Below are 25,650 nucleotides of genomic sequence, written 5' to 3'. Positions count from 1 at the left end.
GCTTACCACTTCTCGTCTTCTACGCCCAGGTAGGCTTCAACCACAGCCGGATTGCGGCGCACGGCCTCCGGCTCGCCCTGGGCGATCATGGTGCCGTGTTCCAGCACCACCAGTTTTTCACAAATTTTCATGACCAGGCGCATGTCATGCTCGATGAGCAGCACGGTAATGCCCCTATCGCGGATGGCCGCAATGGTATTCACAAGCGCGGCGGTCTCCTGGTCGTTCATGCCGCCAGCGGGCTCGTCAAGAATGAGCAGGCGCGGGTCTGAGGCCAGGGCGCGGGCGATTTCGAGCAGCCGCTGGTTGCCGTAAGAAAGCCCCCCGGCGGCCTCGGTATGGCGGTCAGCCAGGCCCACAAAACGCAGTTCTTCCATACAGCGGGCCACGGCCTCGCGCTCTTCGCGGCGCTGCCAGGGCAAATGCAGCATGCAGGACAGCATGCCCGACTTCATGCGGCAATGCCGCCCGGCCAGGACGTTTTCCAGCACTGACAGCTTGCCGAACAGGCGGATGCTCTGAAATGTGCGGGCTATGCCCAACTCCACAACCTTGTGGGGGCGCAGCCCGGCCACGGGCTCGCCGTCAAAAAAGATGCGGCCTTTCTCGGGCGTGTAGTTGCCCGTGATGCAGTTGAATACCGTGGTCTTGCCCGCGCCGTTGGGGCCGATGAGCCCCACCACGCTGCCCGCCTCCACGCTGAAGGTCAGGTCGTTGACAGCCACCAGACCGCCGAAAATTTTGGTAAGTTCCTGCAAGCGCAAAAGACTCATGCGGGCCTCCCGCCAGCGGCCTGTACGCCGCCTTCAGCAGCAACGGCAGATCCAGCCTCCGGGCTGCCGGGGCCAGACCCGGAACCGTCGTCGGTTCCGTTTTCCGCCAGTGATTTCACAGGGTAGCGGCGGCGGCGCGGGGGCAGCAGCCCCTGGGGACGCCACACCATCATGATCATCATGGCCAGGCCGAAAATAAGCATGCGCGCATTGGAAAACTCACGCAGCAGCTCCGGCAGGCCGATGAAGAGAAAGGCGCTGATGAGCACGCCAATCTGGCTCCCGCCCGAAAGGATGACCACCGCAAAAATAATGACGGATTCCATAAAGCTGAAAGATTCCGGCGAAATGGTCGTCATTTTCGCGGCATAGAGCGTACCAGCCATGCCCGCCCAGAACGCGCCCAGCACAAAGGCCATGAGCTTGTAGTGGGTGACGTTCACCCCGCAGCCTTCGGCGGCCACGTCGTCTTCCTTGATGTAGTTCAGCGCGCGGCCAAAGCGTGAATGCCACAGGCCGTAGAAAAGCAGTAGGCTTACGGCCACCATGCCCCACACCAGATAGTAAAACTGTATGCCCTTGACTATCTTGAAGCCGAAAAAGCTGGGGCGGCTGATGCCGAAAATGCCGTTGGCCCCGCCCGTGAGGCCGAAAACGTCGTTGATAAGGGCTATGCGCACAATTTCCACAATGCCTATGGTGACGATCAGCAGATAGTCGCCGCGCAGGTGGATGATGGGCCGCGCCACCAGCAGGGCAAAGAGGGCCGCCGCTGCCCCGGCAATGGGCATGGTCCAGAATATGGGCCAGTGGCAGAGGGTGTTCAGTATGGCGGTAACGTACGCGCCCACGGCAAAAAAGGCCGCGTGCCCCATATGAAAGATGCCCGCCTGCCCAAGAATGACGTTGAGCGACAGCGAAAGCAGCGCGTAAAGGCCGATGCTCACGCACACGTCTGTCCAGTAGGCGTTGCTGAAGAGGGGCAGCGCGCAGATGACAGCCGCCAGAGCGACCCTGACGGCAATGCGGATGGGCTCTGTTCTCATAGCTTGTCCGCCGTGCGCTCGCCCAGAATGCCCGTGGGGCGGATGATAAGAATGAGAATAAGCACAAAAAAGGCAATGGCGTCCTTCCATGCAATGGCTATATAGCCTGCTGCCAGGGCTTCGATAACGCCCAGCAAAAGCCCGCCTATCATGGCTCCGGGAATATTGCCTATGCCGCCCAGGATGGCGGCGGTAAAGGCCTTGAGGCCGTAAGTCCAGCCCATGGTAAAGTCGATCTGCCCGTAGTAGATGCCCACCATAAGCCCGGCCGCGCCGCCAAGCCCCGGCCCAATAAGAAAGACCAGGCTGATGATGCGGTCCACGTTGATGCCCATAAGCTGCGCCGCGCCGGGGTCAATGGCCACAGCGCGAATGGCCGCGCCGGTGCGCGAACGCTGGATAAAGGCCCAGAGGCCAAGCATGAGGATGACGCTGGCCGCAATGACCAGCAGGCGCACCCCGGGAACGGCCAGGCCGAACAGGTGCACCGTAAAGTCGGGCCTGAGGTAGTCGGGGTAGACGTAAAAGCGCGCGCCATAGATGAGCATGATGGCGTTCTGAAAAAATATGGAGGCCCCAAGGGCCGAAACCACGGCGGAAAGGCGGTTTGCCTTCCGCAAGGGACGGTAAGCCGTACGCTCCAGAAGAAAGCCGATAATGGCGACCAGCAGGGCGACCATGACAAAGACGGCCAGCACAGCCAGCATGGGGCTGAGCATGCCTGAAAAATTGCAGCTCACAAGCAGGGTCAGACCAAGGTAGGCCCCAATGGTGAACAGGTCGCCGTGCGCGAAGTTGATAAGCTTCAGCACGCCGTACACCATCGTGTATCCCAGGGCCACCAGGGCATAGATACCGCCCACGGCAAGACCGTTCAAAAGCTGTTGTAAAAACTGTTCCATAAAGCGTTGTACCCTTGCCACGCTCCGGCAGCCGGGGAGGCTCGCCGGTAAGAGCGCGATTCCGCCGCTGGAGCCGCACAGGTCGGCTCCCATTTGCGCATCCGGGCGGCGGGCCGGAAAAACCGGGCCGCCGCCACGGGCGTTGATTACGTATTAACTGCTTTCGCGCCGCTGAAACGCAGGCGCGGGGCACACTGTACGGCCAGTTTACTTGGGCTGCAAGATAAATACGCCCTTACCGTCAACCACATAGGTGCGGTAGAACTCGCCCACGCGGTCGCCCTTGGCGTCAAACCCAAGGCTGCCGGAAAGGCCGGGCATGCCCTTGAGGTTTTTCAGCCATGCGGCGATGGCTTCAGGCTTGTCATTGCCGGCGGCAAGGGCCGCTTCGATAACCTTGAAGGCGTCGCCAGCCAGCACGGCCCACACAGAAACGGGCACGGTGTTGTACTTGGCCTTGAAGGCGTCAAGAAAAGCCTTGGCCTCGGCGGTGTCCATATCCTGCGGCAGGGGCGGGCTGATGAAGAAATAACCTTCCGCCGCCTCATTGCCCGCAATCTTTACGAGATCCTGATGGTTGGCGGCATCGCCACCCATCATGGGCACGGGCCAGCCCATTTCCTTTTTCTGGCGCAGCAGCATGCCCGTTTCAGGATAGTAGCCGGTAAAGAACACGAGGTCGGGCTTGGCAGACTTGAGCTTGGTCAGAATGGCCGTGTAATCGCGCTCTCCGGGGGTAAGAGCGTCATAAAAGACCACCTTGACGCCGTCCTTGTCCAGAGCGGCCTTGGTTTCTTCGGCCAGACCCTTGGCATAGGAGGAGTTGTCGTGCAGCAGCGCCACAGCCTTGTAGCCGCCCTTCACAATGGCGGCAGCGGCAGCGCGGCCCTGCGCGTCGTCACGAGGACAGGTGCGGAAGAAAAGGGGCAGGCCCTTTTCCGTCAGGCGCACGCTGGTGGAGCCCGTGCCTATCTGCACCAGCTGGGCTTCATCCAGAATGTTCTGGCTTGCTTCGGTAACAGCGGAGCCATAGGTGCCGATAACGGCCACCACTCCGGCCGAAGCCAGTTTTTGCGCGGCCAGCGCGGCGGTACGCGGGTCGCCCGCGTCGTCTTCCACCACAATCTTGACCTGGCGGCCATTAATGCCGCCCTTGGCATTCACCTCGTCAGCCAGCAGACTGACGATGTTCTTCATGTCCTGCCCTTCAGAGGCCCATTTACCCGTAAGCGGGCACATGAGGCCGATTTTGACGTCCCCGGCAAGAGCCGCCACAGGCACCAGCAAGGTGAGGGTCAGAGCCCCAAGCAAACGACCAAGTGCTTTCATAAAAAATCCCCCGTCCGTTGTGCGATGATGATAGTAACGAAATAGCATACCCTAAAACGCCAAAAAGAAAAAGCCCAGATTTTTTGCCCGTAATCCCTGCTGATACAATCGGGAATGCCCTTCCGGGATGTCTCAGAGAACACGGACGGCGCTTTTGGGGGCGTCCCCTGCTGCGCGCGCCAACATGACGGGAGTAACGGACGTGACAGCGTGACGGGCGCGGAGCCCTGATCAGCACGGAGGAGAGGGACACGGCAGGCGAGGCAGGCGAAACGGGCATCGTAGCCTTTGTTGCGTGGTAAAAACGCGCAGGCCGCAATGCGCGGCCCCTTGCCACGAAACTGTGCGCCGCAACAGCCATGGCACACCCAGCCGTAACAATCCCGACGGCGCAACTCTTGGGAGATGCCTGTTCTTCCGGCAATCCGCCCTGACGGGCCTTTCATTTTGCAGCACGCAGGCCGACCCTCGGGCAATCGCCCCCTGAATACGACATAAACCCAATCAATTTGGGCTGCTGCGCGCCACAAAGACGCGGCTTAAGCGTTGCAAATGTATATGCGCAAACCCTGTCCGCTCCGGACGAAAAATAGCGCAAATAAACGGCCACGCACTGGCGATCCCGCCTGTATGCACTCTGCCACAATTCTGAAGCAAAGCTGTAAAACTCGACAGATATAAAAACATGCGGTACGATAAATGCCAAAGAGGCAGGAAAGGTGCAGTCGCCCTGTACGCGGCGTGCGCCGCAACCGTGCTTCGGGCAGAAACTTGCTTATGGCGATTCAAAGGCGCCGCATGACGGAGCGCTGCCGCAAGCATTCTTTCCGCCCGGCCCGCGCGGTTCTCTTTGCCTCCCGGTTCCACACCTTCAGCAGTCTCACACAGGCCCGCTGCGACCTCACCACCCCTCCTCGCCTCACGCAGCGCTCTTCCCATAAGCACCCGTACCGCCAGGGAGGCTGTATGCGGTTCAGCTTTGACAAAGCCGCCTGCCAGAACACCCGCAGAGCGTTGCGCAAGGAATGGCTGCTCACCAATGGCCTTGGCGACTACGCCAGCAGCACCATCCTTTGCTGCAATACGCGGAAATACCATGGCCTGCTTACGGTCAATACGCCCTATGGCCGCCACGTGCTGCTCTCCGCCCTTGAAGAGTCCATCATGGGCGGCGGCAAGGAATTTACGCTTTCCACACGCCAGCATCCCGGCACGCTCTATCCCCACGGGCACGACTACCTTGAGGCCTTCCGCCTGGACCAGTGGCCCCAGTGCGTTTACCGCGTCGGCGACGTGCGCCTGTGCCGTGAAGTCCAGCTTGTCCGGGGTGAAAGCCTGCTCCTGATGCGCTTCAGCGTGCGCGGGCCAACTCCCGTGCCGCCGCTGACGCTACGCCTGCGCCCCCTGCTGGCCTACCGCAATTTTCATAAGCTTACCCACGCCAATCCCGACCTGCGCTCAGAAACCACCCCATTGTCAGACGGCTTCAGCATCACCCCCTATGAAGGCCTGCCCACGCTCTACATACAGTGCCAGACAAGCCAGCGTCATTCTTTCACGCCCCGCCCAGACTGGTGCCGCAATGTGGAATACCTTGAAGAACGCGAGCGCGGCTTTCCCTACAGCGAAGACCTCTTTATGCCGGGCGTGCTGGACGTGGGCATGCCCCCCCTTGCCGACGGCGCGGAAAGCTGCGTCTATCTGGCAGCGGGGACGCATCCCTGCAGGCAGGACCTGCACCAGATGTGGGATGCCGCCAGCCGCGAACGCGCCAAGGCCCACAAGGCCAGCATCGGACTCACGGGGCACCTCGGCCAGGTCGGGCGTCAGTTCTGCATCGAATCCCCGTCGGGGAGGCCCGAGGTGCTGGCGGGCTACCACTGGTTTGACGCCTGGGGCCGCGACACGCTCATCAGCCTGCCGGGCCTGACCTTTCATGCTGGCCGTACGGATTTTGGCCTGCGCGTTCTGGCCGAAATGGGCAGACATGTCGAAGACGGGCTTATCCCCAATATGTTTTCGCCGCAGGGCAACCATGCATACAATTCCGTGGACGCCGCCCTGTGGTACGCCTTTGCGCTGCAAAGCTGCCTTGAGGTTGACGCCGGGCATCTCGCCTGGGTGCGTGAAAATGCCTGGCCCGCGCTGAAGGCGGTCATTTCGGGCTACCGCGCGGGCGCGGGCAGGGCCAGACAGCTGGACATACACGTGGACGCAGAGGGCCTGCTGCACGCAGGCAACGCCCACAGCCAGCTCACATGGATGGACGCGCAGGCCGACAATGCCCCTGTGACGCCCCGGCAGGGCTGCCCTGTTGAAATCAATGCCCTCTGGTACAACACCCTGGCCTTTGCGGACCAGCTCGCCGCGCGCTTTGGCGAAGAGCCCCTTGCGGGCGACATGCTTTTGCGCCGCATGCGCACGGCATTTTTCCAGCGCTTCTGGGTTTACGGCGGCGGGGGCTACCTTGGCGACGTCTGGCAGAACGGCAAACTCGACGCCAGCGTGCGGCCCAACCAGATTTTCGCGGTCTCCCTGCCCCATCCCGTGCTGTCTGAAGACTATCAGCCCCAGGTGGTGGAGTGCGTGCGCAACAAACTGCTCACGCCTTATGGGCTGCGCACTCTGGCCCCGGACGACCTGCACTACAAGGGACGGTACGACGGCGGCCCGGCCAGCCGGGACGCGGCCTACCACCAGGGTACGGTCTGGCCCTGGCTTCTCGGGCACTACGCGGACGCCCTGCTGCGCACGGCCTGGGATGTGGACGGCGCTGCCATGGCGCTTCTGGACACGCTCACGCCGCTCTACTGCGACCATATTTCCCAGGCGGGTCTGGGCAGCATTTCTGAAGTTTTTGACGGATCGCCCCCGTACAAACCCAATGGCTGCATCGCCCAGGCCTGGAGTGTGGCCGAGTGCCTGCGTCTTTTGCTGCGGCTGCAAAAAGCCGCGCCCGCAGTCTACGAGCGCTGGCAGAAACTGGCGGCCCACCGCATGGCCCACCCCGTCATTGGCGATACGGCGGGGGTCTGCCGCGTGAGCATGAATTTGGAAGGCTGCAAAAAACATCACTCGTGCGCGCCGGTCGCCACACCGGAGGAAGGATCGTCCGGCTAGGGCAGCTTCACTGGCAATGCTGCGGCAAACCGTCAGGCCACATGGCCTAAGGGCTGCCGCCTGAACGTGCCTGGCTACGGGAACAGGTTTTCGCCGTGGCAGAGAGCCGTTGAAACTGTGTTTCTGCCAGCCTGAGCTGTTATGCCGGATTGTTATAGCAGATTTTTATAATGGTTCGCGCCGCAAAACTGCCCAAGGCGTGCCCGGCAAGCCGGGCAGTACCGCAGGTTGCCACGCGGCCCGAATAAACAGCCAGCAAAACCATGCCTGCGCGGCCGCCCCCTGCTTCGCCGTCAGGCACGAATATCAAAGTGAAAAGTCCAAACAGGAGCGGAGGAAAAAGTTGTGCGGCCGGTGTGAACGGTCGCTGAATCCGGCGGGAGGACCCCGCCGCATGAGGGAGAATACATGCGAGTGCTTATGTTCGGCTGGGAGTTCCCGCCTCACATCAGCGGAGGTCTGGGCACAGCCTGCTTTGGCATGACCCAGGCCCTGGCCCGCAGGGGAGCGGAAATAATCTTTGTACTGCCCCGTATCGACGACAGCAAGGGACGGGGAGAATTTCTGCGCCTGCGTTCGGCATCCGGAACTCCCATCACTGAAGACCTGATACAGCGCATGGACTGGGCGCAACAGGAAGTCTGGCGCAACGGCATACGCTGCCTGCCAGTGGACAGTCCGCTCATGCCCTATCTTACCCCGCAGGATTACGTTGGCGCGCTGGGCCGTCTCAGCGGCCGCGCCTGCGCGGAAGCGCCGTATTGCCTGGCGCAACGTCAGGCGGGAGAGGAAGAATTCCGTCAATCCCAAACATTCACCTATTCGCTGCAAGGCGGATACGGCCCCAGCCTTATGGACGAGGTGCTGCGCTACAGCCGCCTCTCCGCAGCTCTGGCTGTTCAGGAAGACTTCGACGTCATCCACGCCCATGACTGGATGACCTATCCCGCGGGCATGCTGGCCAAAACCCTCACGGGCAAACCCCTTGTCGTCCACATTCACGCCACCGAATACGACCGCAGTGGAAGCGACATCAACGAGCAGGTGGCGGGCATCGAACGGGCGGGGATGCTGGCCGCCGATGTTGTGGTGGCCGTGAGCCGCCTGACCCGCAGAACCGTCGTCGAACGTTACGGCATACCCCCTGAAAAGGTCATGGTCGTGCACAACGCCGTGGCCCGTCACGAGGCCCAGCGCCATTATCCCATCCCGCCGCGCATCCGGCACGAAAAGCGCGTGCTTTTTCTGGGCCGCGTCACCTTTCAGAAAGGGCCGGAATATTTCATGGAAGCCGCACGGCTGGTGCTGCAAAAAATCCCCAACGTGCGGTTTTTCATGGCTGGCAGCGGCGACATGCTGCCACGTCTCATCCGCCGGGCTGGCCAGTTGCGCATGGGCAGCCGCTTTCACTTTGCCGGTTTTCTGCAGGGCGAAGAAGTGGACCGCATGTTTGCCCTCAGCGATCTGTACGTCATGCCGTCCGTTTCCGAGCCGTTCGGCATAACGCCTCTTGAGGCCATGCTCTACGACGTTCCCGTGCTGCTCTCACGCCAATCGGGCGTATCCGAAGTGCTGGATCACGCCCTTAAAGCCGATTTCTGGGATACCCGCGACATGGCGGACAAAATCTGCGCCGTCCTGCGCTATCCCTGCCTCGCGGCGGAACTTGTTAAAAACTGCCGCGAAGAAATGAAGTCCATCCGTTGGGAAAATGCCGCCGACCAGTTGCTGGCCATTTACCACAACGTACACGGAGGTCGCCAATGACAGCCATATGCCTGTGCTATGAGGTTCACGAACCTTATCAGCTACGCCGCTATACGGTTTTTGATATGGGCCAGAATTCCATCTATGAAGACGACGACCACAACTGCGACGCCATGCTGCGCGCGGCCCGTCTGTGCTACCTGCCCGCCAATGAGCTCATGCTCAAGCTCATCCGCCGCTACGGCAAGGACTTTCGCGTGTCCTACGCCATTTCGGGCACGGCTCTTGACCTCTTTGAACAGTACGTTCCTGAAGTGCTTGAAAGCTTTACGGCCCTGGCGCAAACAGGCTGCGTGGAATTTGTGGCCGAGACCGCGCCGCATTCCCTGGCCTTTCTCTATTCCCGCCAGGAGTTTGACCGTCAGGTGCAGGCACAGACGGCCCGCCTGAAAAAGCTCTTCGGCGTCAAGCCCGTGACCTTCAAGCATACGGAATGCGTGTACAACAACGATCTCGCCGTCGCGGTGGCAGAACTCGGCTTCAAGGCCGTGCTGGCCGAGGGCACGGATCAGGTGCTGGGCTGGCGCAGCGCCAACTACCTGTACCAGCCTGCCAGCGCGCCGGGGCTTGGCCTGCTGCTGCGCAACACCAGCCTTTCCAACGATATAGGCCTGCGCTTTTCCGACACGGCATGGCCCGCATGGCCCCTCACGGCCGACACCTTCGCTTCCTGGTGCCACGGCTTGGCCGATGCAGCCGACATCATCAATATTATCAATGACTATCACGTCTTTGGTCTGCGACACAGCAAGGACTCGGGCATCTTTGACTTTATGGAAGCCCTGCCGGAGGCCCTGCTGGCCCGCAAGGATTTTCACTTCGCCACGCCCGCCATGGCGGTAAAAAAGTTCAATCCTGTCGGAAATATGGATATTCCCCAGTTCATATCCTGGGAAGACGAGAGCGGCGATCTCACCGCGTGGCTTGGCAACGACATGCAAAAAGACGCCATACACGCCCTCTACGCCCTGGCCTCTCGGGTGGATCGCAGCGGATCGGCAGAACTGCGCCATGATTTCGACAGGTTGCAGACCGCCGACCACTTCCGCCACATGTCCACCAAGTGGTTCTCCAGCGAAGCCCCGGACAGGCCAAGCCCGTTCGGCAGCCCCTATGACGCCTACATCACGTTCATGAACGTGCTGGCGGACTTTGAAATGCGCCTCAAGGTCGTTGAAGAACCGCAAAAGATTCCTGCCCCGGCGAAGGCAGCCCCGGCGAAAGACGCTCCTGCAAAACGCCGTACAGGCCAAAGCCGCAAGGCGCAGCCCAAAACTGCGGAAAAAGCCCCCGTCAAGAAAACTGCGCCAGGCAAAAAAGCTGCGCCAGGCGAGAAAACAGTGGCTGACAAAAAACAAACGCCGGGCAATAAAGCCAGCGCAAAGGCCGGGGCCGCCACAAAAGAAAAAAAGCCCGCCGCTTCGCCCGCAGGAGCGGATCAGCCTTGATAACACGCTCTCGCCAGGGCGACGGCGCGCCTGCAAGGGCGCGTAGCCGCGCATCTGCCCCGCAGTTGCGCCTTCACGGCGAGCGTCTGCACGCCCCCCGCCAGGGCGCTTTCACGCGGCAGCCGTCGGGCGACGGATAAGCCTTACGGCTGGCCGCAGCATGATCTGCGAAACTGCCCTGAAGCGGATACTCCAACACGATGGGGCCACTCCCCACAGTTACGGCCCTTACTGATATCTTGAGCAAGGAGATGACATGGACTTCAATTCCTCCCTGGTAACCCTGTTTGAAGTGAGCTGGGAAGTATGCAACAAGGTGGGCGGCATTCACTCTGTCGTCACCAGCAAGGCGCTTCAGGCCGTGGAACATTTCGGTGAAGACTACTTTCTTCTGGGCCCGGCCCTGAAAGAGAACCCCGGCTTTGAAGAAACCGACGAGCACGCCTGGGATTCACTGCGCATAGGCCTTGCCACCCGCGACCTCAAATGCCGTCTGGGCCGCTGGAACATCCCCGGACGCCCCAAGGTCATACTGGTGGAGTTTGACAAGCGCTATGCCAGCAACCAGCTGCTTTTTGAAATGTGGAAAAACTACGGCGTGGACTCCCTTTCCGGCGGGTGGGACTATATTGAGCCCGTCATGTTCGCCGCCACCTGCGGTGAAGTCATCGCCGCCGTGCACGAAAGACGGGTGGAGCCCATGCAGGGGCACAGCGTGGCCCTTTTTCACGAATGGATGTGCGCGGCAGGCCTGCTCACTGTCAAAAAGCTCGCGCCGGGGGTGGGCACGGTCTTTACCACCCACGCCACCATGCTTGGCCGCGCCCTGGCCGCCACTGGCCGCGACATCTACACCAACATGCGCAACATCAACCCGGCCAACGAGGCGGCGGCGCTGAACATCACGGCCAAATGGTCCATGGAGAGCACAGCCGCGCGCGAGGCCGACGCCTTTACCACCGTGAGCCCCATCACCGGCGAGGAATCCACGGTATTTCTGGGCCGCCAGCCCGACGTCATCACCACCAACGGTCTGGATCTGCGCGTCATACCCGATTATTCCGAAGACCGCAGCGTGCCTTCGGCCACGAGGGCAAAGATAATGGAAGCCGCAGGGCGCTTCTTGCGCGGCCCCCTGCCGGAGCACACCCGCATTTTCATCATTTCAGGCCGCTACGAGATGCACAACAAGGGCGTGGACATTTTTCTGGACGCCCTGGCCCAGGCCGACCGCAACCTGTCCGGCACGGACACTTCCATTCTTGTTCTCTGCATGGTTATGGGCGGCCACACGGGCGTCAACCCAGCGGCTGTGTCCGGCGACCCGGCAGACACGGACAACGGCCAGCCCTTCATCTGCACCCACTATGTGTGGAATGCCCCGCAGGATCCCATTATCAACGCCTGCCGCCGTCTCGGGCTCAACAACAGGCCGGAACGGCGCATCAAGGTAATCTTTGTGCCCGCCATGCTCGACGGGCACGACGGCTTTTTGAATATGCCCTACGAAGAAATCCTTGCTGCCTGCGACGTGGGTTTCTTCCCCTCCTGGTACGAGCCCTGGGGCTATACGCCGCAGGAAAGCGCTGCCTGGGCCGTGCCCACTCTCACTACCGACCTTTCGGGCTTCGGCATGTGGGCCAGGGAACAGATGAAGCAAGCGGGCATGGATCACAGGGGCGTGTACGTCATGCCCCGGCGCGGCATGAACTTTGAGCAGAGCGCCAATGTGCTGCACGAAAAAGTACTTGTTGCCGCCGCCTGCCCTGCCGAAGACCTGCACACCTGGCGCGGCTACGCCCGCGCCCTGGCCGAAAAAACATCCTGGAGTTATTTTTTCGATAACTACCTGAAGGCTTTTCATATCGCTCTTACCAAATCTGAAACCCGCGCCGATCACGACGCAGGCCACGGCGCGCTCACGCGGGTGCTCACGGCCTCCTGCTCGGCCACGCCCTTTCTGCGGCCCATCATGGCTGTGGCCGAAGTGCCCCGCGAGCTTGCCCGCCTGCGCGAACTTGCCCAGAACATCTGGTGGTGCTGGCACGACTACGCCAAGGCCCTTTTCATGGCCCTGAACCCCCAGTTGTGGGAAGCCTGCCGCAATCCGCTGAGGATGCTTGAAGAGGCATGGCCCGCCCGCTTCAAGGAGCTCATGGCCAACGAAGAATACATGGACATGTACCACAAGGTAATGGAGAGCTTTGACGCCTATATGGCCGAACCCATCCGCTCCCTCAGCCAGGACGTGACGCCAGAACACCCCATTGTCTACTTTTCTACGGAATACGGGCTCAGCGAGTCCATACCCATCTATTCCGGCGGCCTTGGCGTTCTTTCAGGCGACCATCTCAAGTCCGCTTCGGACATGGCCCTGCCTCTGGTGGGCATAGGCCTGCTCTACAAGAGCGGCTACTTCATGCAGGAGATCGACTCCAATGGCCGCCAGGTGGCGCAGTATCCCGTCAACAACTTTGCCCAGATGCCCATAAAGCAGGTGCACGATGCCTTCGGAGAAGACATTTATGTGCAGCTGGAACTGCCAGGGCGCATTCTCTTTGCCCGTGTGTGGCGGCTGCAGGTAGGCCGGGTGGCGCTCTACCTTATGGATACGGACACTCCCCGCAATACCGATGAAGACCGCCGCATCACAGACCGCCTCTATGAAGCCAACCGCGAAACACGGCTGCTGCAGGAAATCCTGCTGGGTCAGGGCGGCATGCGCCTTCTGCGTACCCTGGACATCATCCCCAGCGTGTATCACATGAATGAAGGGCATTCGGCCTTTATGGCTCTTGAAAGGGTGCGCGACTGCATGACCCAGGGCATGGACTATGACGAAGCAATGACGCGCGTGCGCTCCAACACGCTCTTTACCACCCACACCCCCGTATCGGCGGGCAACGAATCCTTCTCTCTCGAACTTATGGGCCGCTATTTCACCGGCATGGCGCAAAGCCTCAACCTTTCATGGCAGCAGTTCACCGCACTGGGGCAGATCGAGGGCGGCGACAGCCAGGCCTTTGAAATGACCGTGCTGGCCCTGCGCCTTTCCTGCTGGGCCAACGGCGTCAGTCGCCTGCACGGCGTTGTTTCGCGCCACATGTGGAACAAGTTGTGGAAGGGCCTGCCCACGGCGGAAACGCCCATAGGACACGTCACCAACGGCGTGCACACCCCCTCCTACGTGGGCAGCTGGATGCATGAACTGCTGCTCAAATACCTTGGCTCCGGCTGGATGCAGTCCCAGCCCGGCGCCGGCACATGGGACAAGGTGGACGAAATCCCCGACGACGCCTTTTGGGCCGCCCGCCAGAACCAGAAGGAGGCGCTGCTTGACGCCCTGCGCAAGCGGGTTCCCGTCTTTGCCCAGCGCTTCAAGCTGGACCCCGTCACCCGCAAGAATATGGAAGCTCTGCTCAAGCCCGAAACACTCATTATCGGCTTTGCCCGGCGGTTTGCGCCCTACAAGCGCGCCACCCTGCTCTTTGCCGATCCCGACCGTCTGGCGCGCATTCTCAACAATCCCGACCGCCCTGTGGTTCTGGTCTTTTCCGGCAAGGCGCATCCTGCGGATGAGGCAGGCATAAACCTCATCCAGGAAGTCATGCGCATGTGCCAGGACGAACGTTTTCTGGGGCGCATCTTCTTTCTTGAAAACTACAGTCTGGCCGTGTCGAGGCTCATGTCGCAGGGCTGCGACGTCTGGCTCAACACGCCCCGCCGTCCCCACGAGGCTTCGGGCACCAGCGGCATGAAACTGCCCGTCAACGGCGGCGTGAACCTGAGCATCTCGGACGGCTGGTGGTGCGAGGGCTACAACAGGCAAAACGGCTGGACCATCGGCCCCGTAGTCACCAATGAACTGCCCAGCAGCGAGCAGAACGACTACATTGACGCGGAATCCCTGTACGGCCTGCTGGAAAATGCCGTGCTGCCCCTGTACTTTGAACGCAACCAGAACGGCCTGCCCGCCCAGTGGATCGCCATGGCCAAGCGCTCCCTCAAAAGCCTTACCGCCATGTACAGCAGCAACCGCATGCTCAACGACTACATCCGCCAGTACTACCTGCGGGCGGCGCGCCGCCGCAACATGCTGGCTGAAAACGACTGGGCCGCCTGCCGCCAGCTGGCCGCCTGGGCAAAAGACCTGCCCGCCCGGTTCGGCACCGTCAAGGTGGAGGAGATGCTCATCAGCGGCGTGGAAAACAATACAATGATCTGCGGCGACCCCGTGAGCGTCCGTCTGCATATCCACATTGGCGAAATGCAGCCCGAAGAAATCCTGGCCCAGCTTGTTATTGGCCGCGCGCTTATTGACGGCAACTTCATCGACAAACCCGAAATACTGCGGCTTGAGCCTCGCAACTCAGACAATGGCAATGGCGGCAAAACCTATGCGGCCACCTACATACCGACGCACAGCGGACAGTACCGCTATGGCATTCGCGTCATGCCCTTCCATAAAGACCTGGCCTCGCCGCTTGAAACGGGCCTCGTCCTGTGGGCATAGGTCGCGGTCACAGGCGGTCACAGGCGGGCACAGCCGACCGGCATGTCGGCGGGGTGATGGCACTGTCTAACACTCTTAATTCTATCTTGGTATAGCGGCTGCGTAACTACCCGCCATAATAGTAGTGGCTTATGCTGCGTTAAAACCCTTCTGACAGAAAGCGGGCCGCCCAAAGGCGGCCCGCTTTCATTGCAGCGTGTTACGACTTTTCTTACGACGTCGCTGCAGCATCATTATGTTGAAAGGCTTGAAGCATGCTGCTTCAAAAGATTGTTCGTCTGAGACATACGGGCACAGAAAGCAACAGGGGCAGACCGGCATTGTCAATGCCGCCCGCTGCGGCTACACGTTTTTCACGTTGGCACGGCAGGTGAGCGTTGGCCCGTCAAGCATGCTCATGGCGTCCATCAGCAGAGCGCGGTAGCTGCCTGTGCCGCCCCCGACGCCAACCACCATAGTTTCAGCGGCAATTTCTCCTGCCACGCCCATGCTGCTTACAGCGCACAGACACGCCTGGGGCGCTTCGTCGGGCGCAGCCCCAAGACAGCAGCCGATGATGGCTGCCGACATGCAGCCCGAGCCCGTGATGCGCGCCATGAGCGGGTGTCCGTTGCGTACCGTCCATACCCCCTGGGCATGGGCCACAATATCTATGGCTCCGCTGATCACCACCACGGCCCCCGTACGGTCGCTCAGCCGCCGGGCCATGTCGCACGCGCCCGTGAGGTTGCCCTCGGTGACAAGAGAGGCGTCCTCGGCGTCCACGCCTCTGGCTCTGGCGTCCTCTCCAGCCAGAAAACCAATTTCTGAAGCATTGCCCCTGATGGCCGCAAAACGCACTTCACGCAACAGGCTTTGCAAAGAGCTGTTACGCAGGGCCGTAGCGCCCGCGCCCACAGGATCAAGCACCACTGGCCGTCCCAGACTGTTGGCGCGCCTGCCCGCAACAATCATAGCCTCAACGGTGCGGCTGTTGAGCGTGCCGATATTGATGACCAGAGCCTGCGCCAGAGTCGCCACATCTTCCACTTCAGCAATGTCGTCAGCCATTATGGGCGACCCGCCAGCGGCCAGGATTATGTTGGCGCAGTCGTTCACGGTGACGTAGTTTGTAATGCAGTGCACCACAGGGCCGCGCCGCCGCACGGTATCCAGAATATCCGCAAAGAATCTCATGCACTTCTCCTTCCGGCACAGCCGGCCCCCCGTGCGCAGACATACGCCGCACAGGGGCGAAAAACGCCACGGGCTGCCCTGAGCGCGCTCTGCCGCCGACTACGGAGGCGACCCTGTCCAGAGCATTTTCGCATTGAGAATATCCATTCTCAATGCTTTCAAGACGCCCGCTCCGGCGCTTAACAGCACAAATAAATTGCGCTTACGCCTCCTCGGCGGACGTCTGCTCCCGCATCCGCCCTCTAGGGCTTGATGTAGGCAAAGCCTTCACGTTGCAGGCGTACTATTTCGACCAGTCCGGCAGGCACGACGTCGCAGCCGGGCCAGAGGTCTTCGGGCGTCATGTTGCTGTTGGCCAGGGCATTGGCGCAAACCCGAATGCGCAAACCCTGTTCCTGAAGCGGCGCGGCTATGGCGCGGAATTCTTCATTACTCTTGTGAAACTGGGCTGCGGAAGGGCCATTGGCCACCACCACCAGCTGATAGCGTTCATTGGGCAAGGCCTTGATGTAGTTGGCCGCGTTCATCAGAACCAGCTTCAGGATGGCAGATTCCTTGCTGTCTATGTGCAGACAAAGATCGTAGTTCATGTTTGTTCTCCATAAAAATTGCAGCCGAAACGTGAGTGACAACGGCGCGGCCACACAACGCCGGGCACGATACAAGTAGTAGCAGGGGGCTGACATTTTGCCAAGCAAGGCTCAGGGGGGGATCCTGTAGCCAAGCAATATTGCTCATAAAAAGACCACAATATGCGAATGTTTCTTGCTAAGAAAAACCATACAGCGTATCGTTACGCATGTGCAGTGTATTCAGCATAAAAATCCTGCGGCCCGCACGGCCCCACCATGCTCCAAACCCCTCCGGCGAACACGCAGACCCCTGGCTAGCGCCGCTACGCGCTCTTTGCGCGCTGCTGCTCTTACTGCAGCTTTCCGGCTGCGGCCTGCTTTCGGCAAAGACTGAGGATCCCCACGAGCAAAAAGAGCAGGAATCCCTTGAAGCCGCATGGCGTGGGGATCCTGTGCCCTATGCCCTTCGCATCAAGGTCAAGAACGGGCCATCCTCCCTTGAAGGCAAGATGAAGTCCGTGAGTCAGCTGGAGCAGCTTGCCAAGGAGCCGCCCGACAGCATGCTGGCCCTGGAACGCCGCGCCCGCGCCGATGTGGAAACAGCGGTCAAACTTCTGCACTCCCAATGCTACTATGAGGGCACAGCGGACTTCAGCTTGGACGAAGAAGCCAAGCCCGTGCGCGTGACCCTCACCCTTACGGCCGGGCCGCGCTACACGCTGGGCCGCGCCAACGTAAGTTACGACCCGCCGCCCGATGTGCCCGGCTATTTCAAGACCCGTGAGCGTGAAGTGGGGTTTTGGGGTCTGGAAACAGTAACCCTGCCGCCGCCGTCCTTTCCTGCAACCCTGCCGGGGGTCGCCGTAGGCAAACCCGTGGTGGCCGACTCCCTGCTGAGCGCCGTTGAAGATCTGCCGGAAAAACTGCGCACACAGGGCTACCCCCTGGCCTCAGTGACCCAGTCGCGCTACACCCTTGACCGCGAAAAACGCGAGGTCAACGCCGACATCACCATTGATCCCGGCCCGCCTGCCCTCATGGGGCGCATTGACGTGAAGGGCAACGAGGGCGTCAACGCAGCCTACCTGCAAAGGCTCGCCCCCTGGGTTCCCGGCGAGGAGCCGTGGGACGCCGAGCTGATGGACGATTACGCCAACAACCTGCGCGGGCTGGGACTCTTCCGCTCTGTGGAGATACGCCCGCAGGAAGAGCTGCTGGCCAAGAATGACGCCGCTGCCAACGGCGCTCCCACCAGAAGCAAGGACGGCGTGCCCGTGCTGCCTCTGGAAGTGACCGTGGCCGAACTGCCCTTCCGTTCCGTTGGCGGCAGCGCCCGGTATGACACGGATACGGGCCTCGGCGTGGAAGGCTTCTGGGAACACCGCAACCTTTTCGACAATGGGGAAAAGCTCGTGGTCAGCGCCCCCATCGCCACACAGGTTCAAGGCATCAAGGCGGCATTTGAAAAACCCGCCTTTCTTGTGCGCGAACAGCGTTTGCTGGCGTCCGCCTCGGCCCTGCGCGAAAATACAGAGGCATACAAAAGCACGGCAGGCAGCGTTTCTGCGGCGCTGGAGCGGCGCGTCTCGCGCTTCTGGTGGGCCAGCCTCGGGGCCGGGGGCCAGAGCGGCTCCATCAAGGAAAACGACAACTCCGAACAGTTTTACGGCTACATTGGCCCCAAGGCCAGCGTGCGGCGCGACAGCCGCAATAATATTCTCAATCCCACGCGCGGTTCGGAAATCACCGTCAAAGCCAATCCCTACACAGGTTTTTACGGCGAAAGCTTTACTGTCATGGCCGGTTCGCTGGAAGCCAGCGGCTACTACGCGCCCTTCCACAAAGACGGGCGGCCCGACGACAAGCTGATCATGGCGGGCAGGGTTGAGGCAGGGGCCATGTCCGGCGCGGCCCTGCGCAATATTCCCGGCAGCCTGCGCTACTACGCTGGCGGCGCGGGGTCGGTGCGCGGCTATCCCTACCAGTCTGTGGGGCCGGAGGACAAAAACGGCGATCCCCTGGGCGGGCGGTCTTTTCAGGAAATCAGCCTGGAGGCGCGCTACAAGATTACCGATGATGTGGGCATTGTTCCCTTTCTGGACGGCGGCATGGTCTACAGGGACGAAGTGCCCCGCATCCTGGGCGATATGGACTGGGGCGCGGGCATTGGTCTGCGCTATTTCACGCCCATCGGACCGCTGCGGCTGGACGTGGCCACGCCCCTGCAACCAAGGGACGGCGATCCCCCCATACAAATCTACGTGAGCATAGGGCAGTCCTTCTGATGACGAGCGCACCCACACATCCCGCGCAGACTGACGCCACGGCGGACGGCTCCAGGGCCGGGACCGGGGCTTCCGACGTAACGCCATCCAGCGTAACGGCGTCCGACGCGGCCGCCTCTGGCGTGGCTGGCGCTGGCACGGGCACGCCTCAGGGCCCCGGCGGGAACGATAAACACCGGGGCCTGGCGGCCCGCATCTGGGCTGCGGTCTGGCGCGGGCTGGTCTTTCTGCTGCTTTTGCTGCTGTTCTTTCTGGCTGGCGTGCTGCTGGCCTTGCGCAATGAAAACGTCCAGGCCTGGATCAAGGATGAGGTCAATGCCGTTCTGGCCGCTTCTGCGGAAAAAAGCGGCCTGCATATCCGCTTGACGAGCCTTTCGGGCGCTCTGCCCTTCAGAGTGCAGGCGGGCGTGGAACTCGCCGACGCCTACGGCCTGTGGCTTGAAGCGCCGCAGAACACCTTTGTCTGGGACTGGGCCGCCCTGCCGGGGCGTATGCGCATTGCCGAACTGACCAGCAACGGAGCACGCCTCTTGCGCCTGCCCGAGCTGCCTCCGTCTGCCCCCGAGCCCCCTTCGCCGCCGCTCACGGAAGCGTCGCTGCGTGAAATGCTTGGCGAGACCGTGCGTACCATCAGCGCCTTGCCGGGCTGGCTGCCCGATGTGCTTCTGGACAGGGTGGCCGTTGTGGATGCGCAGCTTCCTGCAAGCCTGCTTGGCGCACTGCCGCCAGCCGGGACCACAGCCAATGTCAGGACAGATGCGAAGGCAGACGCCAAGCCCGATGCCTCGGCAGACGCCAAACCCGATGTTTCGGCCAATGCCTCGGCAGACGCCTCTGCCAATACCCCGGCCAAAACTCCGACCAATACTCTGGCGGCCGGGAGCGGAAACAGTGCGGCTGAGGGCCAGAACGCGGGCGCGGCAGAACATGGCGCGGCCAAAAGCGCCGCCCGGCAGGACATGTCGGGCGCACCCGCCCCCGGAACCCCTAATGCTGCCGGAACTGCTGCAACCGCCGTAATTCCTGATGCCACCAGTACTCCTGATGTGGCCAAGGGTGAAGCGTCGCCCACTGCGGCTCTGCCCGCAGCCAGTTTGCCCGATGCCAGTTTGCCCGATGCCAGCCTCCGCACAGACAGTTATTTTCTGGCCAATGTTGCAGCCAGCCTCAAGGCCGGAAGCACGGGGGGCAATCTCACAGTCCTGCTGACAGCCCACGGCGTAAACGACGCCCCTCTGCCCCTGACCGGCGTACCCAGCGGTGGCCTTGAAGCGCGCCTTGAAATGAATTTCACCCCGCGCCGATCGGGAACAGTTTCGCCCTCAACTCTGGCGCTGACCGTGGACAGCACGCTTGAAGCCACGGTACTGCCTGCCGGACATGCCGGGGACGCCGCCCGCACAGCCCCGTCCGCCGGAGCGGACGCACAGGCTGGTCAGGCTACGTCGGCCTCCACAGCCACTGTACCCACCCCTGCCGCCACAAGCGCAACCGCCAGCAGCACACCCGCGACGGCCAACACCGCTTCTGGCACAGCCGCTACGCCCCCCACGCCCGCCACTGCCGTGACCACCGCAGCCCCCGCGCAGGGCGTGGACAACACCTCTGCAAATGCCGCCTCCGGCCCTCTGGCAACGTTGCTCGGCGGTGGAGCCAGAATTTCGCTGGCTTTGGGTGCGGAGGTGGAAGCCCCCGAAAAACCCGGCGCTCCGGGTTCGCCGGAGGCCATGGCCACCGTCGCCCGTGTGGGCCTGAACAAATTCTCCATTCAGGCTGGCCCGCTGTCCACGGCAGGGCATGCCTTTTGGCAAAGCACGCCCGCCGCGCCTGCCGGGGGCGCTGTACAGCACGGCGCAGTTTCACGGGCCGCGTCACCATTGGCGAAGCCTGCTCAGGCCGGAACTCCGTCGACTGCCCCTGCGCAAACCGCTACCCCGCAAGCGCCATCTTCACAGGCCGCAACAACACAGCAGAGTACGCCCCCGCAGGCCGCAACAGCACAACAGGCCGCATCACCGCAAGATGCGCCTTCACAGACCGCAGCCCTACAGTCCGCACCCACGCAGGCCGTGCCTTCACACGCTGCGCCATTGCAAACCGCACCGTCGCAAAAAACTTCCCCGCAGGGATCATCGTGGCTTTCAGGCCCTCTGGATGTGGACTTGCAGATCAGCATTGCTCCCTCCAAAAGCACGCCCGCAACCGCTGCGCAGGCTGCCGTCCAGCCTCCCGCTCAGACCGCTGCCCAGGCCGCCACTACCAAAGAAAGCGCTGATCCGCTGGACATGCTGGCCGCCCCTGCCACAGTGCGCCTCACCGCCGCCGGGCCCTTGGCCGCCCCTGACCTTACCCTGCGTGTGGAATGCGCCGACCTGCGCATGGGCACGCACAAGCTTGAACAGGCAGTTGTGCACCTTGGCGCGGCCCCGCTGAACTGGCAGGAAGCTCTCATGGTGGTTCAGGACCACAAACAGGACATTGCCGCCCCAAATGCCGCTCCGACCGCCCCGGCAGCCGCGCCCACCAAAGCCCCCGACGCCGCGCCGGGTGAAAGTACCGCACAGCGTGCAGACGCCGCGCCCAATAAAACTGCCACACAGGCCGAAGATGCGCCCCCAAAAGCCGCCTCGGCCAAAAGACCAGAACTCACGGTGCAACTGGACGTGAGCGGCCGATGGGACGGTCAGCCCCTGAGCCTGGAAAGCCAGATTTTTGCGGGCCGGGGTGAGGAAGACATGTTGCAGGCTGGCCTGCGCAATCTACGCCTCAACGCCCTTGGGCTTGCAGCCGCCGGTCAGGTGACGGCCAGTCTGCCCCCAGGCTCCATGCCCGCCTGCGACGGCAAGATAGATGTGCGCGTGGCCGACTGGGCGGCGCTTTCCACTCTTGTGCCGGGCGCGCGCCTTGACGGCGAAGCTGCCCTGAGCCTTGAACTGCGGGCCGACCGAGTAGCCGTGACCACTGCAGCCAGCAACACCGCCGCCCCCAATGACCAGAACGGGCACAGCGCCGTCCAGGCCGCCAAGCCCTCGCAGTCTGCCAGCGAAAACCCGCCCGCAACGCCTGCTGTTTCCGGCAGCCCTGCCGCGCCCGCGTCCGCCACGGCGGAACCGGCGCAGCGCTACAGCCAGAAGGCCGAACTGCGCTTCAACGTGCCCCGCCTGAGCTACAGCGCCGGGGCCAGCGCCCCCCTTACCCTGCGCAATCTTGCTGGCGAGCTTGCGCTCAAGGACGTTTTCGGGCCGGGCAGTCTGGCCGCGCGCATAGACCTAGGCAATGTTCGTCAGGGTGATCTGTCCCTCGGCGTCAAGGTGCGTGCCAATGGTGCTCTCAGCGGCCCTCTGGACGCCAGTGTTGAAACGAGCGGCTCAGTGGCCGCCAACGTCAACGCGCGCTGGCAGCCGGGCCTTGTGCAGGTGCAAAGGCTTGAGGCCCATGTGAGCGGACGCGACCTCGGCTTCCGCGCAGCGCCGGGAGCTGCCCTGCGCTACGGCGATGCCGGGCTTGACCTGAAAGGACTGGACATCCGCCTTGTTCCCGGCGGCAGGCTGCGCGCCCAGGCATTTCTTGGGCAGAACAAGATGGACGTGCGTCTTGACCTTGAAGGGCTCGCCCTCACCCCGTGGAAAAAATTTGTGCCCGCCCTGCCCGAAGGCACGGTAGAAGCGCAGGCCCGCCTTACGGGCAGCCCCTCGCAGCCCGGCGGCAATTTCCGCCTTGGCGTCCGGCAGTTGCGCATCCCCAGTAGCCCGTTGAAGCCCCTCAATGTGGGGCTCACTGGCCGCATTGAGGCAAGCGGCGGCTCCAGCGGCAGCCTTGTGGCCCGACTGGATATGGACAAGGAAAGCGTTCAGGCGTTGGGCGGCAGTGAAGCCCGGCTTGAAGTGCGCCTGCCCCTGCTTTTCGGCAAGGACGGCCTGCCCCAGCCCAACATGCAGGGCCCCCTGCGCGGGCAGGTTCGCTGGAAAGGAGCCGCCGGGCCGCTCTGGTCCCTGCTGCCCATCGCGGATCAGCGCTTTGCTGGCAACGTGGCCGTAAACGTTGATCTGGACGGCACCCTGGCTGCCCCTTCCGCCAAGGGAGCCGTTCTGGTGGATAAGGGCAAGTATGAAAACCTGCTCCAGGGCGTGCTGCTGACCAATATCAACCTGCGCCTCAACCTTGAGGAAGGGCGCGGCGGCGGTTCCGGCAAAAAACAGGGTGGCTTGCCCGGCGTGGCCCGACTGGAACTCGACGCCTCCGGCGGTCTTGGCGGCAAATTGCGCGTGGCCGGATTCGCCAGCCTTGACGGCAGCAGGCTGGACATCAAGACCACAATCGACCATCTGCGACCCCTGAGCCGCCGCGACATACGCATCGAACTTTCAGGCGAAGCGGGCGTGACCGGCAGTGCCGCCGCCCCGCAGGTGGCTGGCAAGATCATCGTCAACCAGGGGCTTATACTGCTTAACAAGCTGGCCGTGGGCGGCAGCGTCACCACCCTGCCCATCACGGAAGCGCCCGACCCTTCACAGGTTGCGCAGCAAGCCGCCGCTGAAAAACCCGCCGCCCAGGGCAGCCTGAACCTGAATATTGTGATTCCGGGCCGCTTCTTTGTGGAAGGGCACGGGCTTACCAGTGAATGGAAAGCCGACCTGCTGGTAACCGGCACCCCTGAAGACCCGCAGATCACGGGGCAAATCACGGCGGTCAAAGGGACCTTTGATTTCCTGACCAAGGTTTTCAAGCTCTCGCGCGGCACCATCACCTTTGCCGGGGGAGCCCTGAGCAACCCCCTGCTGGACATCAAGCTTTCCAACGAAACGCCCAACCTTACGTCCTATGTGACCATATCTGGCACAGTGCGCAAGATGAAACTGACCTTGAGCAGTGAACCGGAAATGCCCAGAGACGAAATCCTGGCCCAGATTCTTTTTGGCAAAAGCACCAACGAACTTGGGCGGTTGGAAAACCTGCGGCTTGCCGGAGCGGTGGCCCAGCTCGCGGGCTTTGGCTCCGGTGGCGGCGGCATCTTTGACCTGACCCGCAAGGCGCTGGGCGTAGATGTGCTGCGGCTGAACTCCACCCCAGGCACTGCCTCTGGCGGCCAGTCCGAAGATGAGGGCATGGGCGCCGGCACGTCGGTGGAAATGGGCAAATACATCACTGACATCATCTACGTAGGCGTACAGCAGGGCATGAAGCAGGGCAGCACGGCCTTTATCATACAGCTTGAAATCACGCCTCGCACCAGCCTGGAACTGCGCTCCGAACAGCAGAGCACCTGGGGCGGCATACGCTGGAAGTACAATTATTAGAGCTGGTAGAATTGAAAGGCTTTGTGGGGGAGGGACCCTTTTGTAAAAGGGTCTCCTCCCCCACACCCCCTCCCCCCAAAACTTTTACTGTTTTTTAGTGTACCAGGGCGAGGTTTCGGATCTGCGGGAAGGGATACAGCGCCTTCCACACAGCACACCACCGCAATGGGTATCTGCCCAACTTGACAGTCCTGACACGCGGCGGCGTAACGCCGCGCGCAGCTACGGCGCGCTGTTGCCACAGCGCGGCTTGACGCCTCATACGGCGCTGCGGTAGGCCTTGCACCTGGCGAGAGTCTGCGCCCTCATGAGTAACCGTGAGGCCATGGCCGGAATGGGAATGATCAGAACAAAAATGGTCACAACGCGGCGGCAGGCTGTTTTTTCTCAAGACTTCAGGACAACACACATGCAACAGCACCCCCATACGCCCACTGCCGGTGCAGTGCCGCACTTGCGCCGCGCCGTGACCGCTGACCATGCCGCCCTGGCCGACCTTTGGAAGCGCAGCGTTGTCGCAACACACCACTTTCTCACGCCGCAGGCCGTGGACGAATTGTACGCTGCCATCTTGCAGGAATATCTGCCTGGCGTGGAAGAACTGTGGGTGGCGGAATACGGCCATTCCAGCCCAAAAGCGCCAGAGGCCGGTATCCCTGACAACACGGGCGCAAAACCTGAAGGCGCGGTGAACCAGCCCCGGCGCAATGCCTTTCCCCCGGATACACCCGGCCCATATGTGCTTGGTCCAGATGTGCTTGGACCAGATGTGCCTCGCGCGGATGCGTTCCGTCCGGTCGGATTTATGGGCTGCAACTGGCCGCAGATAGAAATGCTGTTTGTGGAGCCGGAATATTTCGGCCTCGGCATCGGCAAGAGGCTTCTTGGTCATGCGCGGCAGCGAGCCATGGCGGAAGGCGCGACACTGACCCTTGACGTCAATGAGCAGAACCCCGCCGCCCTGGCTTTTTATGAACACATGGGTTTTGTGGTGACGGGGCGTTCTCCCGTGGACGGGCAGGGTCGCCCGTACCCGCTGCTGCATATGCGATGGCGGCGGCCATAGAGCGTGTACCCTTTTTACGTATACCGGTACTCAGACCAGATAATCTTTGAAATGATGCACAGTTCAAAGTCTCATTCGGCCGAAAATGCGATTTCCGGCAGAATACACGCCACGCTGTGGCGCGCTGCACTCTCGTGCAGCGTTAGAGCCCGGTAACTTTTTCAAAGTTACCGGTACTCAGACCAGATAATCTTTGAAATGATGCACAGTTCAAAGTGTCATTCTGCCGAAAATGCGATTTCCGGCAGAATACACGCCACGCTGTGGCGCGCTGCACTCTCGTACAGCGTTAGAGCCCGGTAACTTTTTCAAAGTTACCGGTACTCAGACCAGATAATCTTTGAAATGACGCACAT

The 25,650-nt window shown here is 61.8% G+C and carries 13 protein-coding genes; 7 read left to right on the top strand and 6 right to left on the bottom strand.

Annotated elements, in window-relative coordinates:
* Positions 1 to 2 precede the first annotated feature (2 nt).
* The 4 genes from BCS36_RS05450 to BCS36_RS05435 form a co-directional block, all read right to left on the bottom strand.
* Positions 3 to 773, bottom strand: a complete 771-nt coding sequence (locus BCS36_RS05450) for an ABC transporter ATP-binding protein (protein WP_291301900.1) — start codon at positions 771 to 773, stop codon at positions 3 to 5.
* Entirely contained in the window at positions 770 to 1,819 is a 1,050-nt protein-coding gene (locus BCS36_RS05445; protein WP_291301899.1) for a branched-chain amino acid ABC transporter permease, read from the bottom strand. The genes BCS36_RS05450 and BCS36_RS05445 overlap by 4 nt, the downstream gene beginning before the upstream one ends.
* On the bottom strand, positions 1,816 to 2,721 hold the full coding sequence (locus tag BCS36_RS05440; protein ID WP_291301898.1) for a branched-chain amino acid ABC transporter permease: 906 nt from the start codon (positions 2,719 to 2,721) through the stop codon (positions 1,816 to 1,818). Before BCS36_RS05440 ends, BCS36_RS05445 begins: the two co-directional genes overlap by 4 nt.
* A 207-nt stretch (positions 2,722 to 2,928) precedes the next feature.
* Complete coding sequence (locus tag BCS36_RS05435) at positions 2,929 to 4,050, bottom strand: branched-chain amino acid ABC transporter substrate-binding protein (protein WP_291301897.1); 1,122 nt, start codon at positions 4,048 to 4,050, stop codon at positions 2,929 to 2,931.
* Between the two features lie 777 nt (positions 4,051 to 4,827).
* Here BCS36_RS05435 and BCS36_RS05430 point away from each other — a divergent pair.
* The 4 genes from BCS36_RS05430 (at position 4,828) to glgP (ending at position 14,898) form a co-directional block, all read left to right on the top strand.
* Positions 4,828 to 7,170 carry an amylo-alpha-1,6-glucosidase gene (locus tag BCS36_RS05430; RefSeq protein WP_291301896.1) on the top strand — a complete coding sequence of 781 codons (2,343 nt, stop codon included), beginning with the start codon at positions 4,828 to 4,830 and terminating at the stop codon, positions 7,168 to 7,170.
* Positions 7,171 to 7,578: 408 nt separating this feature from the next.
* Positions 7,579 to 8,937, top strand: coding sequence for a glycosyltransferase (locus BCS36_RS05425; RefSeq protein ID WP_291301895.1), 1,359 nt, complete (start codon positions 7,579 to 7,581; stop codon positions 8,935 to 8,937).
* Positions 8,934 to 10,385, top strand: coding sequence for an alpha-amylase (locus tag BCS36_RS05420; RefSeq protein WP_291301894.1), 1,452 nt, complete (start codon positions 8,934 to 8,936; stop codon positions 10,383 to 10,385). Before BCS36_RS05425 ends, BCS36_RS05420 begins: the two co-directional genes overlap by 4 nt.
* Before the next feature lie 256 nt (positions 10,386 to 10,641).
* On the top strand, positions 10,642 to 14,898 hold the full coding sequence (gene glgP / locus BCS36_RS05415; RefSeq protein ID WP_291301893.1) for an alpha-glucan family phosphorylase: 4,257 nt from the start codon (positions 10,642 to 10,644) through the stop codon (positions 14,896 to 14,898).
* Positions 14,899 to 15,240: 342 nt separating this feature from the next.
* Here glgP and thiM read toward each other — a convergent pair whose 3' ends face one another.
* Both thiM and BCS36_RS05405 read right to left on the bottom strand, forming a co-directional pair.
* Complete coding sequence (thiM, locus tag BCS36_RS05410; RefSeq protein ID WP_291301892.1) at positions 15,241 to 16,074, bottom strand: hydroxyethylthiazole kinase; 834 nt, start codon at positions 16,072 to 16,074, stop codon at positions 15,241 to 15,243.
* A 242-nt stretch (positions 16,075 to 16,316) separates the two neighbouring features.
* Positions 16,317 to 16,664 carry a DsrE family protein gene (locus tag BCS36_RS05405; protein ID WP_291301891.1) on the bottom strand — a complete coding sequence of 116 codons (348 nt, stop codon included), beginning with the start codon at positions 16,662 to 16,664 and terminating at the stop codon, positions 16,317 to 16,319.
* 209 nt (positions 16,665 to 16,873) lie between these two features.
* Here BCS36_RS05405 and BCS36_RS05400 point away from each other — a divergent pair, with 209 nt between their 5' ends.
* The 3 genes from BCS36_RS05400 (at position 16,874) to BCS36_RS14155 (ending at position 25,294) form a co-directional block, all read left to right on the top strand.
* Complete coding sequence (locus BCS36_RS05400; RefSeq protein ID WP_291301890.1) at positions 16,874 to 18,931, top strand: autotransporter assembly complex family protein; 2,058 nt, start codon at positions 16,874 to 16,876, stop codon at positions 18,929 to 18,931.
* Positions 18,931 to 24,228 carry a translocation/assembly module TamB domain-containing protein gene (locus tag BCS36_RS05395; RefSeq protein WP_291301889.1) on the top strand — a complete coding sequence of 1,766 codons (5,298 nt, stop codon included), beginning with the start codon at positions 18,931 to 18,933 and terminating at the stop codon, positions 24,226 to 24,228. Before BCS36_RS05400 ends, BCS36_RS05395 begins: the two co-directional genes overlap by 1 nt.
* 409 nt (positions 24,229 to 24,637) lie before the next feature.
* Entirely contained in the window at positions 24,638 to 25,294 is a 657-nt protein-coding gene (locus BCS36_RS14155; RefSeq protein ID WP_367209221.1) for a GNAT family N-acetyltransferase, read from the top strand.
* Positions 25,295 to 25,650 lie beyond the last annotated feature (356 nt).

Origin of the sequence: Desulfovibrio sp. MES5 (assembly GCF_002237645.1) — a bacterium.
Lineage (GTDB): Bacteria > Desulfobacterota > Desulfovibrionia > Desulfovibrionales > Desulfovibrionaceae > Desulfovibrio.
Note: the sequence above shows the minus strand (reverse complement) of the source record. Positions and strands in the feature narration are given on the sequence as shown.

Excerpts from the sequence above, each read along its gene's own strand:
- BCS36_RS05420 (WP_291301894.1), top strand. The coding sequence starts at position 8,934 with ATGACAGCCATATGCCTGTGCTATGAGGTTCACGAACCTTATCAGCTA.
- BCS36_RS05425 (WP_291301895.1), top strand. The coding sequence starts at position 7,579 with ATGCGAGTGCTTATGTTCGGCTGGGAGTTCCCGCCTCACATCAGCGGA.
- BCS36_RS14155 (WP_367209221.1), top strand. The coding sequence starts at position 24,638 with ATGCAACAGCACCCCCATACGCCCACTGCCGGTGCAGTGCCGCACTTG.
- BCS36_RS05440 (WP_291301898.1), bottom strand. The coding sequence starts at position 2,721 with ATGGAACAGTTTTTACAACAGCTTTTGAACGGTCTTGCCGTGGGCGGT.
- BCS36_RS05450 (WP_291301900.1), bottom strand. The coding sequence starts at position 773 with ATGAGTCTTTTGCGCTTGCAGGAACTTACCAAAATTTTCGGCGGTCTG.
- BCS36_RS05435 (WP_291301897.1), bottom strand. The coding sequence starts at position 4,050 with ATGAAAGCACTTGGTCGTTTGCTTGGGGCTCTGACCCTCACCTTGCTG.
- BCS36_RS05400 (WP_291301890.1), top strand. The coding sequence starts at position 16,874 with ATGTGCAGTGTATTCAGCATAAAAATCCTGCGGCCCGCACGGCCCCAC.
- BCS36_RS05395 (WP_291301889.1), top strand. The coding sequence starts at position 18,931 with ATGACGAGCGCACCCACACATCCCGCGCAGACTGACGCCACGGCGGAC.
- thiM (WP_291301892.1), bottom strand. The coding sequence starts at position 16,074 with ATGAGATTCTTTGCGGATATTCTGGATACCGTGCGGCGGCGCGGCCCT.
- glgP (WP_291301893.1), top strand. The coding sequence starts at position 10,642 with ATGGACTTCAATTCCTCCCTGGTAACCCTGTTTGAAGTGAGCTGGGAA.
- BCS36_RS05445 (WP_291301899.1), bottom strand. The coding sequence starts at position 1,819 with ATGAGAACAGAGCCCATCCGCATTGCCGTCAGGGTCGCTCTGGCGGCT.
- BCS36_RS05430 (WP_291301896.1), top strand. The coding sequence starts at position 4,828 with ATGGCGATTCAAAGGCGCCGCATGACGGAGCGCTGCCGCAAGCATTCT.
- BCS36_RS05405 (WP_291301891.1), bottom strand. The coding sequence starts at position 16,664 with ATGAACTACGATCTTTGTCTGCACATAGACAGCAAGGAATCTGCCATC.